This window comes from Methylococcus sp. ANG (assembly GCF_040730495.1).
Lineage (GTDB): Bacteria > Pseudomonadota > Gammaproteobacteria > Methylococcales > Methylococcaceae > Methylococcus.
Map to the genome: position 1 here is coordinate 2,747,652 of NZ_CP160399.1, position 13,169 is coordinate 2,760,820.

Consider the following 13,169-nt stretch of genomic DNA (forward strand, 5'->3'; position numbering starts at 1 on the left):
CGTGAATCTGTTCAAGCTGTCGGAGCCCTGGCTGACCCAGTGCGACTCGTACCAGGATCCGTACTGCAGCACTTTCGTCGAGCCGGGCGGCAGCGCCTGGAACACGAGGGAGCAGGCCAAGCTGGTGCTGGATTCGAACGGCTACCCGCGCTCGCTGCCCGACCCCGCCCAGGGTGCGAATACCGGCACCAACTACACGTCGGTCGCGACCCTGGTTCCGACCGGCTTGAATTCCGCCACGCCGGCGGGACGATTCATCGTACTTTATGACGGCGAAGGCACCTTGGCGTACGGCCGCGGCGCAAGCAGGAATTCCTCGCTGTCCTCACCGGGGCGCGACGTCATCGACGTCTCGACCGACGGGGTCCAGAGCTGGTTCCAGTTCTCCATCAAGGCCACCGATCCCGACAAGACCGGCAATTACGTCCGGAACATACGGGTGCTGCAGGCCGGCGGGGTGTGCAGCAACGATCCCGCGGCGTATTGCGATCCTTCGGCGGCGCAGAGCGGCTGCGCAGGCGGCGGTTCGTGCCAGTCGTTCGAGCAGGTTCACTCCGCTCAACCGTTCGACCCCCGGTTCCTGCGCAAGCTGGCGAACTTCCGGGCCATCCGCTTCATGGCGTTCCAGAACACCAACAACTCGCAGGTCGAACTGTGGGCCGACCGGACCCTCCCCGACGACGTCACCTGGGTGTCTGACCAGGGCGACGGCGGTCCGGTGGAGATGGCGGTCGCGCTCGGCAATCAGTTGAACGCCGATATCTGGGTGAACATTCCGACCCATGCGGACGACGGCTATGTGCGCGGTTTCGCCACCCTGGTGAAGAACACGCTCGCCGCAAGCCGCAAGGTCTACGTGGAGTACAGCAACGAAGCCTGGAACGGCGCGTTTTCCGCCGGTGGCTGGATGGAAAACCAGGCTCTTACGCGCTGGGCCAGCGACACGACCTTCGGCAAACGCCTGCAATGGTACGGCATGCGGACCGCGCAGATCTGCGACATCTGGAAGGAGGTCTGGGGCGCATCGTTCGGCCGGGTGGTGTGCGTCATGGGCGCCCAGGCGGCCAACACCTGGACCGCCACGCAGTCGCTGGATTGTCCGCTATGGGCGGCGGAAAACGGCGGAACCTCGTGCGCGCAGCACAACATCCGCGCGCTGGCCATCGCGCCCTACTTCGGATACTACATCGGACTGCCGGAAAATCTGACGGCGGTAAACGCGTGGACCGGTCAGGCCGACGGCGGGCTGGCCAGCCTGTTCGCCGAACTCCTGCAGGGTGGCTCCTTCGCCAACGGTCCGGTGGGAGGCGCGCTGGAGGACGCAAGGCGGCAGATGTTGCAGAACAAGGCCGTCGCAGCGGAATACGGCCTGGAGCTGATCGCCTACGAAGGCGGGCAGCATCTGGCGGGCGTCGGAGCGGTGGTCGACAACGACGCCGTCACCGATCTGTTCCTCGCCGCCAACCGCGACAGCCGGATGGGCTCGGCCTACACCCAGCACTTGAACGCCTGGAGCGCCGCGGGCGGCGGTCTCTACAACCTGTGGAACAGCGTGGAGCCCTATTCGAAATGGGGAGCTTGGGGGTTGCTGGAATACCGCGATCAGGGTTTCGCGCCCAAGTACGATGCGGTGAAAAGCATACTGTCGCAATAAGCTCCATTCGCTCCATTCGAATGAGGGAGCGGGCCGGGTTTTTCCCGCTCTCTTGTCAACCTTCGGCTACGGCGCGGTAGCCTTCGGCATCGAGCAGCCGGTCCAGTTCGGAGATGTCGTCGGGCTTCACCGCGAAGAGCCAGGCCTCGTAGGGTGACTGGTTGACGAGTTCCGGCGCGTCGGCCAGCGCCTCGTTGCGGGCCACGATCTCTCCGCTCAAGGGGCTGTTGACGTCCGCTGCCGCCTTCACCGATTCGACCACCGCGCAGGCCTCGCCGGCGCCGACCCGGCGGCCGACGGCCGGCAGTTCCAGGTAGACCAGGTCCCCCAGCGCCTCCTGGGCATGGTCGGAAATTCCCACCTTGACGGTTCCGTCGGGTTCCTGGCGGGCCCATTCATGGGTCTTGGCGTATTTCAGCCCGGCCGGCAAGTTGCTCATGAGTCGGTGTCCTCTTCCTCGGGTCGGTCAAACGGCGACTGCCACAACTTATGTGAAATCGCCGGGCAGGTAAAGGCGCGCGCTAAGTAACCTAGCAGAAATAACTTGAACAATAGCCTTTTAGCCGCCGAGATCGCGAGGCTTGAGCCGATAGTTCCACTCGCCATGGAACTCGTCGCGTTCAATGGCCAGTTCCGCGAGTTCCTGGTCGGAGACTTTAACTCCTGCCGGATAATCCCGGTCGTCGAGTTGTGCCTGGATGCGCAGCCCTTCGGTGGTCGTCGTGTTGCCAATCAGGTTCACGACAACCTCCCGACTGACCAAAGGACGACCACGCCAGTTCTGGGTGATGTGACAGAACATCCGGTGCTCGATTTTGTTCCACTTGCTAGTGCCGGGCGGAAAGTGACAGACCTGGATCACCATCCCCAGTTCGTCGGCCAGTTGCTGCAGCTCAACCTTCCAGAGCCGCACACGATAGCCGTTACTGCCGCCGCAGTCGGCGGTGATCAGCAGGCGACGCGCGGCCGGATAGAGTGGCTGGCCCATCTCGCGCCACCACCGGCGGATACTCTCAACCGCAAATGCCGCCGTGTCGTGGGTGATCCCAACACTGACCCAGCCCTGGTTGGCGCCCACGTCATACACGCCATAGGGCGCGACTTTACCCAGTTGCGGATCGATGAAGTCGTAGACGCGTACGCCCTCCGGCCGACCTTTCGGCTGCCATTCGCGCCCGCCATTCTTGAAGTCCCCGACCAGTTCTTTCTTTTTGGTATCAACCGAGACCACCGGATCGCCCGCCGCCTGATACTGCGCCGCCGTCGCGGCAATGTGGCTGAACTGCGCATCACGATCGGCCTGCTGACCCCCTTCGTGAATCTTCCGGGTCGCTTGCAGACTGTAGTCCAACTGCGCCAGCAAATCACACACGGTGCGCTGGCTCACCTGATGACCTTGGGCCACCAATTCCTTGGCCAAACGCGGCGTACTCTTGCAGGTCCAACGCAACGGCGACTGCGGGTCCCCACGCGTCGTCGGTTCGACCAACGCATCCAGGTCGCGCAACAGCGTTGGGTCTTTGGCCGTCAGCTTCTTGCGCCCACCACCCTTGGCCCGAACACGGCCCATCCTCGCCGTGACTGGCTCGCCACCGGATGGCGCCATAGCGAGCTCGCGCAGACCGGCATAGATCGTCGTGCGCGACAAACCCACCGCGCTCGCTACGGTACTGACGCCCCCATGGCCGAGGGTAAGCGCCTCAACCGCTGCCCACAACCGCAGCGTTGCTTCGTCCAGACGGCCGGAAAGCGCCAGAAATTTTTCCTCAATCACCTTGGTGGCGTCCATGCACAAAGCGTAGGCACAGACCGCTCACTGTTCAAGTTATTTCTGCTAGGCTCCTAAGGAACGCTGTGTCGCCGACCGGTGTTTCGCAGCCCGGCGGGTCCGTTTGCGGGTAAACTAGGCCGGACCCGTGCAGGAAATTCCAAGTCAGGAGCCCTTGAGAATGAGCGTTACCACGGCGGATGTCGAAGCCGCCCTGAAAACCTTCGTCGATCCCAACCTCGGCGTCGACTGGCTCGCCGCGAAGTCGGTGAAAAAGATAAACGTGGACGGCAGCCGCGTGAGCCTGCGCATCGTGCTGGGCTATCCCGCCGATTCCTGTCGCGACGAACTGGCTCAGGCCGCGAAGGCGGCGATTCGCACAGCGACCGGGGCGGTCGAAGTCGATATCGACATCGTCTCGGAAGTCGTCTCCCATGCCGTGCAGAAGGGTCTGAAGCCGATGCCGGGTGTGAGGAACATCGTCGCCGTCGCCTCGGGCAAGGGCGGGGTGGGCAAGTCGACCACGGCGGTCAATCTGGCGCTGGCCCTCGCGGCGGAAGGCGCCCGGGTGGGCATTCTCGACGCCGACATCCACGGCCCCAGCCAGCCGCTGATGCTGGGCGTGTCCGGACGGCCCGAAACGGAGGGCAGGAAGATCCACCCGATCGTCGCGCACGGCCTCCAATCCATGTCCATCGGCTACCTGATCGACGAAGACACGCCGATGATCTGGCGCGGTCCCATGGTCGTCGGCGCCTTGCAGCAATTGTTGAACGACACCTTGTGGGACGACCTCGATTACCTGGTCGTCGATCTGCCGCCCGGCACCGGCGACATCCAGCTTTCGCTGGCGCAGCAGATCCCGGTCTCCGGCGCGGTCATCGTCACCACCCCCCAGGACATCGCCCTGTTGGACGCGCAGAAGGGCCTCAAGATGTTCGAGAAGGTCGGCATCCCCGTGCTCGGCATCATCGAGAACATGAGCGTTCATGTGTGCAGCCGGTGCGGACACGCCGAACCGATCTTCGGCGAGGGCGGCGGCGAGAAGATGGCGCAGAAATACGGCATCGAACTGCTCGGCCAGTTGCCGCTGGACCGCGGCATCCGCGAGAACGCCGACGGTGGCCGGCCGACGGTGGTCGCCTCCCCGGACGGCGAGCCCGCCCGGATGTACCGGAGCATCGCCCGCAAGATCGCGGCGCGGCTGGCGCTGAAGGCCAAGGACTACAGCGGCCGTTTCCCCACCATCAGCATCGTGAACACCTGACCGCATCGACATGGGCATCAAATCAGACCGCTGGATACGGAAGATGGCGATGGAGCACGGCATGATCGAGCCGTTCGAGCCGCACCAGGTCAGGCTCGGCGATTCCGCCGGCGTCATCTCCTACGGCACCTCGAGCTACGGCTACGACGTCCGCTGCTCCAACGAATTCAAGATATTCACCAATATCAACTCGGCCATCGTCGATCCCAAGAACTTCGACGAGAACAGCTTCGTCGACCTGGTGTCGGATGTGTGCATCATTCCGCCCAATTCGTTCGCGCTGGCGCGGACGGTGGAATACTTCCGCATTCCCCGCGACGTGTTGACCATCTGCCTGGGCAAGTCGACCTATGCCCGCTGCGGCATCATCGTCAACGTCACACCTCTGGAGCCGGAATGGGAGGGGCACGTGACGCTGGAGTTTTCCAACACCACCCCCTTGCCGGCCAAGATCTACGCCAATGAAGGCGTCGCCCAGGTGTTGTTCCTCGGCGCCGACGACGTCTGCGAAACCTCCTACCGCGACCGCAGCGGCAAATACCAGGGCCAGACCGGCGTCACCCTCCCTAAAGCCTGAGTTCAACGATTTTCGGAGAATCCCGTTCATGCTCGATTCGACCACTCTTTTCGCCGATGCCAACCGCTTCATTCCCGGCGGTGTGAACTCCCCGGTCCGCGCCTTCCGCGGCGTGGGGGGGACACCGGTATTCGTCGAACGCGCCGAAGGCCCTTATCTCTATGGCGTGGACGGCAAGGCCTACATCGACTACGTCGGCTCCTGGGGGCCCATGGTGCTCGGCCATGCCCATCCGGAGGTGCTGAAGGCGGTGCATGTCGCGGTCGACCGGGGCCTGAGTTTTGGGGCGCCCACCGTGGCCGAGACGGCCATGGCCAAGACGGTTTGCGCGCTGGTGCCGTCCCTGGACCGGGTGCGGATGGTCAGTTCCGGCACCGAGGCGACCATGAGCGCCATCCGCCTGGCGCGGGGTTACACCGGGCGCGACAAGATCGTGAAATTCGAGGGCTGCTACCACGGTCATTCCGATTCGCTTCTGGTCAAGGCCGGTTCCGGCGCACTCACCCTGGGCGTGCCCAGCTCTCCCGGCGTGCCGGCCAGCCTGGCGGAGCACACCCTGACGCTGCCCTATAACGACGCAGCCGCGGTGCGGGAAGCCTTCGCGCGCCACGGCGGCGAGATCGCCTGCATCATCGTCGAACCCGTGGCCGGCAACATGAACTGCGTGCCGCCGGTGTCCGGCTTCCTGGAGACCCTGCGCGACGTCTGCGACGCCAGTGGCGCAGTGCTGATTTTCGACGAGGTGATGACCGGGTTCCGGGTGGCCCTGGGCGGCGCCCAGGCGCATTACGGCATCTGCCCGGACCTGACCACCCTGGGCAAGGTCATCGGCGGCGGCATGCCGGTCGGGGCTTTCGGCGGGCGGCTCGACATCATGGAGCGGCTCGCGCCGGTGGGGCCGGTGTACCAGGCCGGGACGCTGTCGGGCAACCCCGTGGCCATGGCGGCCGGATTGAAGACGCTGGAGCTGATCTCGCAGCCGAAGTTTTTCGACGATCTGGCGGAAAAGACCCGCCACCTGGCCGAAGGCTTGCGGGTCCGGGCCGAGCAGGCGGGGATTCCCCTGAGCGTCAACTGGGTCGGCGGCATGTTCGGCCTGTTCTTCACCGATCAGCAGGGGGTGAGCCGGTTCGATCAGGTCATGGCCTGCGATCAGGAGCGTTTCCGCCGATTTTTCCACGGCATGCTCGAAGAGGGCGTCTACCTCGCGCCTTCCGCGTTCGAGGCGGGCTTCGTGTCCGCGGCCCACGACTACGATATCCTGGACCGCACCCTCAGCGCGGCCGAGCGGGTATTCGCCGGGCTTTGAGCCTGGAAGCCGTTCATCTCTGGGTCGGTCAGCATCCGCATCTTGCGGGGCTGGCCGTGTTCGCCATCGTCCTGGCCGAATCGCTCGCGGTCGTCGGCCTGCTGCTGCCCGGCACGGTCCTGATCTTCACCTTCGGCACGCTGGTGGGCGGCGGCTCGATGGATTTCGTCTCCACTTACGCCTGGGCGCTGAGCGGGGCCCTGCTGGGCGACGGCATCAGCTTCTGGCTGGGGCGGAGCCACCGTCAGCGGATCCGGACGACCTGGCCGTTCAGCCGGTTCCCGGCCGTGCTGGAGCGCGGCATCGGCTTCTTCCGCCGCTATGGCGGCCATAGCGTCCTGTTCGGCCGGTTCTTCGGCGCCGTCCGCGGCATCGTGCCGCTGGTGGCCGGCATGGCCGGCATGCCGTCCGGCCGATTCGTCGGTTACAGCGCCGTGGCGGTGGCCTTGTGGGTTCCGGTGTTCCTGGCCCCCGGCATCCTATTCGGCGCATCGCTGGAACTGGCCTCGGGAACGACGGCGCGGCTGGTCGGCCTCGGGCTCGGCCTCATCGCCCTGCTGTGGCTGGCGGTCTGGCTGACGGCCCGGGTCTATGCCTTCCTCCAGCCCAGAGCCCGCGACCTGATCCTGCTGATGTTCCGCTTTGCCGGGGAACACCGTCTGTTCGGCCGCATCACGCTGCCGCTGCTCGATTCCGAGCGGCGGGATTACGGCGGTTTGGCGCTGGTCGGCGGCCTCATCCTCGCGGCGGTTTTCGCCGTGGGACGGCTGTTCGCGGTTCCCCCGCTGCCCGTCTCGTTCGCCGCCTGGCGCACGCCGGAGGCGGATTACGGTTTCACGGTGCTGGAGTCGCTGGGGAGCCGCGACGCCCTGCTGATCGAGTTCGGCGTCCTGGCGCTCTGGCTGAGTTCCCATCGTTCGTTCGTCGCCCTTGCCCACTGGCTGATCGCGGCGATCTTTGCGCTGTCGATGGGCTGGATGGGAGATCATGCCTTCGCCGCCCCCCCGTTCGACACCCATGTGTTGCGCGGATGTGTGGCATCCGGCTTTGTCGCGGTTCTTGTGGCGCCAGCGTTCCGGAAGATCGGGGGACGGGTGGTGTATGCCGTGGCGGCGGCGCTGGTCGTGGCCTTGGGGTTCGCCCGGATTTACCTGGACCGCAGTGAAATACCCGCGGTCCTGTTCGCCCTGGCGGTCGGTCTGGCGTGGCTGATTCCGCTAGGAATCGCCTGCCGCAGGCATTGCGAAGCGAAGGCGGCGTCGCTGGGCGCCGCATCGCTGGTGACGGCTTGTCTGACGCTGGTGCTGGCCGCCGAAGCCGTGCGGCACGGTCCGGCGGAATTTGTCCACGACCCGCTCGTTCGGCGGATGACGACCGCCGAGTGGCTCGCGGACGGCTGGAAACGGCTGCCGGCTTACCGGCTGCAGCCATTGGGGCGACCGCACCAACCGCTTCCGCTCCAATGGGCGACCACCCTGGACGCCGCCCGGGAGAACCTCGAAAAGCTGGGCTGGCGCATGGCGGTGCCATTGTCCTGGATGTCGGCGCTCCAGTGGTTCAATCCGCGGGCGAAACCGGAGGAATGGCCGGTGCTGGCGCGTTTCAACGAGGACAGCGAAGACGCCCTGCGGATGTTGCATCCCGAAAACGACGGGCGCTGGGCGGTGCTGCGCCTGTGGCCAAGCCGGTACGTCCTGGCGGAAAGCGGCGTCCCGCTTTGGGTGGGCAGGATCGACCTGCTCGAAGCGGCCAACCGCTTCGGTTTCCTGGGCTATTTCCGGGAGGCGAGGGCGTCGGATCGCATCGATGCCGCGGCACTCCTGGCGCCGGAACGCGTCCGGGGTCTCGTCGCCACCCCGGTGGTACGGGATGCCGGCTACGGCGCGGTTCTGATCCGGGAACGCTGAAGGCGAATGCCCTTTAGCGTTTCATCATGTCGAAGAACTCGCGGTTGGTCTTGGAGTCCTTGAGCTTGCCCAGGAGGAATTCGTTGGCCGCCATTTCGTCCATGGGCTGCAGGATCTTGCGCAGAATCCAGCTTTTCTGCAGTTCGTCCGGATCGACCAGGTATTCTTCGCGGCGGGTGCCTGAACGGTTGATGTTGATGGCGGGGTAGATGCGCCTCTCCGCGATCTTGCGTTCGAGGTGCAGCTCCATGTTGCCGGTGCCCTTGAATTCTTCGTAGATCACTTCGTCCATGCGCGAGCCGGTGTCGATCAGGGCGGTGGCGATGATGGTCAGGCTGCCGCCTTCCTCGATGTTGCGCGCCGCGCCGAAGAAGCGCTTGGGGCGTTCCAGGGCATTGGCGTCGACGCCGCCGGTCAGCACCTTGCCCGAGGACGGCACCACGGTGTTGTAAGCGCGAGCCAGACGAGTGATGGAATCGAGCAGGATGACCACGTCCCGCTTGTGCTCGACCAGACGCTTGGCCTTTTCGATGACCATTTCGGCGACCTGGACATGCCGCGCCGGCGGCTCGTCGAAGGTGCTGGACACGACCTCGCCCTTGACGCTGCGCTGCATCTCGGTGACTTCCTCCGGCCGCTCGTCGATGAGCAGCACGATCAGATAGCACTCGGGGTTCTTTTCCGCGATGGAATGGGCGACGTTCTGCAGCATCATCGTCTTGCCGGCTTTCGGTGGCGACACGATCAGTCCGCGCTGGCCCTTGCCGATGGGGGCGACCAGGTCGATGACCCGGGCGGTCAGGTCCTCCGTGGTGCCGTTGCCCAGTTCCAGCACGAAACGCTGGACCGGGAACAGCGGCGTCAGGTTCGAGAAAAGGATCTTGTGCTTGGCGTTTTCCGGCGGCTCGTAATTGATCTGCTCGACCTTGAGCATGGCGAAATAGCGCTCGCTGTCCTTGGGCGGCCGTATCTTGCCGGAAATGGTGTCGCCGGTGCGCAGGCTGAAGCGCCGGATCTGGCTCGGCGAGACGTAGATGTCGTCGGGCCCGGCGAGGAACGAGCTGTCCGGCGAGCGCAGGAATCCGAAGCCGTCCTGCAAAATTTCCAGCACCCCGTCGCCGTAGATGTCTTCGCCGCTTTTTGCGAGCTTCTTCAGGATGGAAAAGATCAGGTCCTGCTTGCGGGTTCGGGCGACGCCTTCGATGTCCAGGGATTCGGCGATTTCGATCAGTTCGGATACGGGCTTGCGCTTGAGGTCAGTGAGGTTCATGCGTTTCCATTAAGGAATTATCGGGATATGAAAAAAGTCCGGGAGAATTGGCCAGGAAGGCCGCTGGACTTGGGGTCAGGGTCAATCCGGCAGAAAGCTGCCGGCTCAGGGGAAAAACGGGGTGCTCGATGCTTCGGACGAAAAGGGCATTCGCTCCGGGGAATGACGGCGAATGCCCGGGAGATTACAGATTGCCTTCGAGGAACGCCGCGAGCTGGGATTTGGTCAATGCGCCCACCTTGGTGGCGATCACTTCGCCGTCCTTGAACACCATCAAGGTCGGAATGCCCCGCACGCCGTAACGCTGTGGCGTCGCCGGGTTATCGTCGATGTTGAGCTTGGCCACGGTCAGGCGGCCATCGTATTCGTTTGCGATTTCGTCGAGGATGGGCGCGATCATCTTGCACGGGCCGCACCACTCGGCCCAGTAGTCCACCAGCACCGGTCCGGATGCCTTGAGGACCTTGTCTTCGAATTCAGCGTCGGTAACGTGAAGGATTTTATCACTGCTCACTTGGGCGGCTCCTCGTAGGTGATCACCGGCCCGCTCCCTGGACTAAAGGCGTGCCTGCAGCGGGCTGTGATTGCGTAGATGGCTGGCATTTTCGGGCCAAAACGTAATGGATGCAAGCCCTCTTCGAGACGGCGGGGGCCTGAGGGCCGGCCGAGGCGCGGATTCAGGCGACCTGCCGCCGCGCCTCGGCTTTCCCCAGGCAGCCGACGACGGTCTGGCGGGCCGCATGGGCCAGTTCGTCGCGGTTGAGATGCTCGCTGTCGATGGCGGCGCCGAAACTCAGTTCGGCCAAGGTCCGCGGAACCCGCAGCATCTGCAGCAGATGCGGAAGAAACGACGCCTCGCCGACGAAAGGCGCGATCTTGCCCGCCTCGCCCCGGTAGGCCAGCGCGACCGGCTGGACCGCGACGCCAGCGCGCTTCGCCGGCTGGAACAGGCGGGGATGGAACCGCAGTACGGTCTCTCCGTTGGAACTGGTGCCTTCCGGGAACAGCAAAAGGGTGCGTCTTTGACGCAGCAGCCAGGTCATCCGCTCGCCGAGCCGTTGGGTGTCGTCACGGTCGCCCCGCCGGAGGAACAGGGTGCCGGTGCGGCTGGCGAGAAAACCGAACACGGGCCAGCCGGCGACGTCCTGCTTGGATATGAAGGTCAGCGGAGCCTGGGCGCCGATGACGACGATGTCCAGCCAGGAAATGTGGTTGGCTACCCACAGCGGCGCGTTCGGGTTCCATCGGCCCCGGCGTTCGACGTGCACGCCGAGGATGAGCAGGAAGCTGCGGAACCAAGCCATCTGCACCCTGTCCCTCAGGGATTGGGCGCGGTTTTCGCCCAAGACGCGCAGCGGAGGGAAGAGCAGCACCACAGCCGCCATGCCGCCCAGGCAGGCTGCCGCCACCAGGATGGCCCTATAGGCCTGTCTGAAGCGCGGCATTCCGGTCGCCTCCGACGAAGTGGCGTTCATAGCGCCCTTGCAGGCGCTCCATTTTCAGCAGGACGAAGACGTCCATGACGTCGAAATCCTCGTCCCAGCAGGGTTCGCCGAAAACCCAGGCGCCCAGCCGCAAATAAGCCTGCAGCAGGGGCGGAACGCCGCTCTCGTCGCGCTGGCAGCGCTTCCATGCGGGAACCGGCTGGCGGGGCTGGACACCCAGCTCCGCGGGACCCAGCCGTTCTTCCCCGATGTTGCGGTAGACCGCGTCCACCGCGAAACCGCTCGGGCCCGGCGGGATGCTGGCGCAGCCCATCAGGTGGTCGAAGCCGCCTTGCGTGACGTATTCCGACAATGCTCCCCACAGGCAGGCGATGACGGCGCCGCCGCGGTAGTTCGGGTCCACGCAGGTGCGGCCGATCTCGAGGAATCGGCCCTCCAGGGCGAGGATGCCGGACAGGCTGAACTCGCCTTCCGAATAGAAGCGGCCCAGCCGTTTGGCCTGGCTGTCGCTCAGCAGGCGGGTGCTGCCGATGACGCGGTTCTCGCGGTTGTCCACGACCACGAGGTGGTCGCAGTAGGCGTCGAATTCGTCGATGTCGAGACCGTCGACCGGGGTGTGGAGGCGCGCGCCCATTTCCTCGGCGAAGACGCGGTAGCGCAGTTTCTGTGCGGCGACGATCGTTGCTTCGTCTCTCGCGACGAATGCCTGTAGCCGGCCCGGCCGGCCTGTGCGTGATTCCGGTGTTCCCAAGGTGTATCTCCCAGCGAACTTGGTAAGGACGTTCGGCAGAAGATACGGAGCGGAATTGACAGATTTGCTAAGACTCGGTGACGTTTGGATGAAAAGTGCGCTTTCGGTTGGGGGGGCTGACGGCATCTGGACAGCCCTCGCGAACCTTTTCTACCATCCGGGCGGGGGACTGGTTCTGGAAGCCCCGCAAACCACTGACCGATTCGGAGGGTCCTCTCATGTTTGGCACACGTCTTTTTTCCACGGTGTTCGAAGGGCTGATCGCCGGTTTCAGCCTGGCTCTGGGTTGGCTGGCGGCCATGATGCTGGTGGCCGCATTCGTCGCCTGAGTTGTTCCGGCCGCGGCGCGTTGGAGGTGCGTCGCGGCCGGCATCAGGGACGTTCCAGGCGGAAGCGCTGACCCTCGAAGACCAGGGTCAGGCTGTCCTCGTCCACGCTTTCCAGGCGCACCCCTTCGGCGACCGTGTCGCCCGCCGAATGCCGGTTCATGTTGATGACGACGAAGCGTTCGTCGGGGCGCGAACCGTAGGCGAACAGGTTGATCTTGAGCTGAGGAACCCGGCTCTGGAATGACGGCGGCATTTCGCTGAGCAACGGAACCGCATTCCGCCGCGGTGCGGGCGTAGCGGGCGGCGGCGTTTTCCGCGCCGGTTCGTCGGTTTCCGGCTCTCCCTCCGCTTCGGCCGTATCGTCGGTTTCCCCCGCCATCGTTTCTTCCTCGGCACCCTCTTCCGCCGCTTCTTCGGCCTCGGTTTCCGGTCCCTTGCGTCCGGCGGACTGGACCGCTGCGGGCGGTGGAACTGCCGGCTTGGCCGCCGGCGGCGCGGCCATGCGCTGATGGGGCCCTCCGGGAGGCGCGTCGGCGCCGCCGAATCGCCGCGCGAAGGGCGGCACCGTCGCCGCGGGAGGGGGTGACTGCTGGGCGGCGGCCACCGGCGCCGGTATTGGAGGATTTTCCTGGGCCAGAGCCGGCGGCGACTGGTCTGTCGTGGCCTGGGGCTGCGTGGGGGTGCCCGAGGTCAGCCCCAGAAAATAGCCCAACGCCGCCACGTTGGCCACGGCTACCACGCCCAGAACCCACGGCAGCCAGGGGCGTCTCCGCGCCGGTTCCGGCGAGAAGATCATGCTGTCCAGTGAGGCGGGTTGGCTGAGTTTTCGTTCCCGCTCCGATTTGCGGAGCGCATCGAGGATATAGGACATCGATCTAACTGGGCGAAAGGG

General features: G+C 65.0%; 12 protein-coding genes. 5 read left to right on the forward strand and 7 right to left on the reverse strand.

What is annotated here, in order from left to right:
• Position 1 precedes the first annotated feature (1 nt).
• Entirely contained in the window at positions 2 to 1,654 is a 1,653-nt protein-coding gene (locus ABZN20_RS13375) for a cellulose-binding protein (protein ID WP_367027600.1), read from the forward strand.
• 55 nt (positions 1,655 to 1,709) lie between these two features.
• Here ABZN20_RS13375 and gcvH read toward each other — a convergent pair whose 3' ends face one another.
• Positions 1,710 to 2,093 carry a glycine cleavage system protein GcvH gene (gcvH, locus tag ABZN20_RS13380; RefSeq protein WP_218808282.1) on the reverse strand — a complete coding sequence of 128 codons (384 nt, stop codon included), beginning with the start codon at positions 2,091 to 2,093 and terminating at the stop codon, positions 1,710 to 1,712.
• Positions 2,094 to 2,213: 120 nt separating this feature from the next.
• Positions 2,214 to 3,443 (reverse strand): ISAzo13 family transposase, encoded by a 1,230-nt coding sequence (locus ABZN20_RS13385; RefSeq protein ID WP_367025221.1) that lies wholly within the window; start codon positions 3,441 to 3,443, stop codon positions 2,214 to 2,216.
• 160 nt (positions 3,444 to 3,603) lie between these two features.
• Between ABZN20_RS13385 and apbC the strand changes: the two genes are divergently transcribed.
• From apbC to ABZN20_RS13405, 4 genes are read left to right on the forward strand one after another with little or no spacing between them, the layout of a single operon-like run.
• Positions 3,604 to 4,689 carry an iron-sulfur cluster carrier protein ApbC gene (gene apbC, locus ABZN20_RS13390; RefSeq protein ID WP_218808281.1) on the forward strand — a complete coding sequence of 362 codons (1,086 nt, stop codon included), beginning with the start codon at positions 3,604 to 3,606 and terminating at the stop codon, positions 4,687 to 4,689.
• 10 nt (positions 4,690 to 4,699) lie between these two features.
• Positions 4,700 to 5,266 carry a dCTP deaminase gene (dcd, locus tag ABZN20_RS13395; RefSeq protein WP_218808280.1) on the forward strand — a complete coding sequence of 189 codons (567 nt, stop codon included), beginning with the start codon at positions 4,700 to 4,702 and terminating at the stop codon, positions 5,264 to 5,266.
• 28 nt (positions 5,267 to 5,294) lie between these two features.
• Positions 5,295 to 6,575 (forward strand): glutamate-1-semialdehyde 2,1-aminomutase, encoded by a 1,281-nt coding sequence (gene hemL, locus ABZN20_RS13400; protein ID WP_218808279.1) that lies wholly within the window; start codon positions 5,295 to 5,297, stop codon positions 6,573 to 6,575.
• Complete coding sequence (locus ABZN20_RS13405; protein ID WP_367025558.1) at positions 6,572 to 8,482, forward strand: VTT domain-containing protein; 1,911 nt, start codon at positions 6,572 to 6,574, stop codon at positions 8,480 to 8,482. Before hemL ends, ABZN20_RS13405 begins: the two co-directional genes overlap by 4 nt.
• 13 nt (positions 8,483 to 8,495) lie before the next feature.
• On the opposite strand, the gene rho is transcribed toward ABZN20_RS13405, so the two are convergent.
• The 5 genes from rho to ABZN20_RS13430 all read right to left on the reverse strand — a co-directional run bounded on the left by rho (position 8,496) and on the right by ABZN20_RS13430 (position 13,148).
• A complete protein-coding gene (gene rho, locus ABZN20_RS13410; protein ID WP_010959428.1) occupies positions 8,496 to 9,752 on the reverse strand; it encodes a transcription termination factor Rho in 1,257 nt (418 codons plus the stop codon).
• Positions 9,753 to 9,936: 184 nt separating this feature from the next.
• The gene (gene trxA, locus ABZN20_RS13415) at positions 9,937 to 10,266 is read right to left on the reverse strand and encodes a thioredoxin TrxA (RefSeq protein WP_218808277.1); all 330 of its coding nucleotides are present in this window, start codon (positions 10,264 to 10,266) and stop codon (positions 9,937 to 9,939) included.
• 163 nt (positions 10,267 to 10,429) lie between these two features.
• Positions 10,430 to 11,197: a lysophospholipid acyltransferase family protein gene (locus ABZN20_RS13420; protein WP_218808276.1), complete on the reverse strand. Its 768-nt coding sequence runs from the start codon at positions 11,195 to 11,197 to the stop codon at positions 10,430 to 10,432.
• Positions 11,172 to 11,948 (reverse strand): GNAT family N-acetyltransferase, encoded by a 777-nt coding sequence (locus tag ABZN20_RS13425; RefSeq protein ID WP_218808275.1) that lies wholly within the window; start codon positions 11,946 to 11,948, stop codon positions 11,172 to 11,174. The genes ABZN20_RS13420 and ABZN20_RS13425 overlap by 26 nt, the downstream gene beginning before the upstream one ends.
• Positions 11,949 to 12,320: 372 nt before the next feature.
• Positions 12,321 to 13,148 (reverse strand): general secretion pathway protein GspB, encoded by an 828-nt coding sequence (locus ABZN20_RS13430; protein ID WP_218808274.1) that lies wholly within the window; start codon positions 13,146 to 13,148, stop codon positions 12,321 to 12,323.
• Positions 13,149 to 13,169 lie beyond the last annotated feature (21 nt).

What these genes read in the sequence shown, in the direction of transcription:
- ABZN20_RS13385 (WP_367025221.1), bottom strand. Translation starts at nt 3,443, where the DNA reads ATGGACGCCACCAAGGTGATTGAGGAAAAATTTCTGGCGCTTTCCGGC.
- hemL (WP_218808279.1), top strand. Translation starts at nt 5,295, where the DNA reads ATGCTCGATTCGACCACTCTTTTCGCCGATGCCAACCGCTTCATTCCC.
- gcvH (WP_218808282.1), bottom strand. Translation starts at nt 2,093, where the DNA reads ATGAGCAACTTGCCGGCCGGGCTGAAATACGCCAAGACCCATGAATGG.
- dcd (WP_218808280.1), top strand. Translation starts at nt 4,700, where the DNA reads ATGGGCATCAAATCAGACCGCTGGATACGGAAGATGGCGATGGAGCAC.
- rho (WP_010959428.1), bottom strand. Translation starts at nt 9,752, where the DNA reads ATGAACCTCACTGACCTCAAGCGCAAGCCCGTATCCGAACTGATCGAA.
- ABZN20_RS13420 (WP_218808276.1), bottom strand. Translation starts at nt 11,197, where the DNA reads ATGCCGCGCTTCAGACAGGCCTATAGGGCCATCCTGGTGGCGGCAGCC.
- apbC (WP_218808281.1), top strand. Translation starts at nt 3,604, where the DNA reads ATGAGCGTTACCACGGCGGATGTCGAAGCCGCCCTGAAAACCTTCGTC.
- ABZN20_RS13430 (WP_218808274.1), bottom strand. Translation starts at nt 13,148, where the DNA reads ATGTCCTATATCCTCGATGCGCTCCGCAAATCGGAGCGGGAACGAAAA.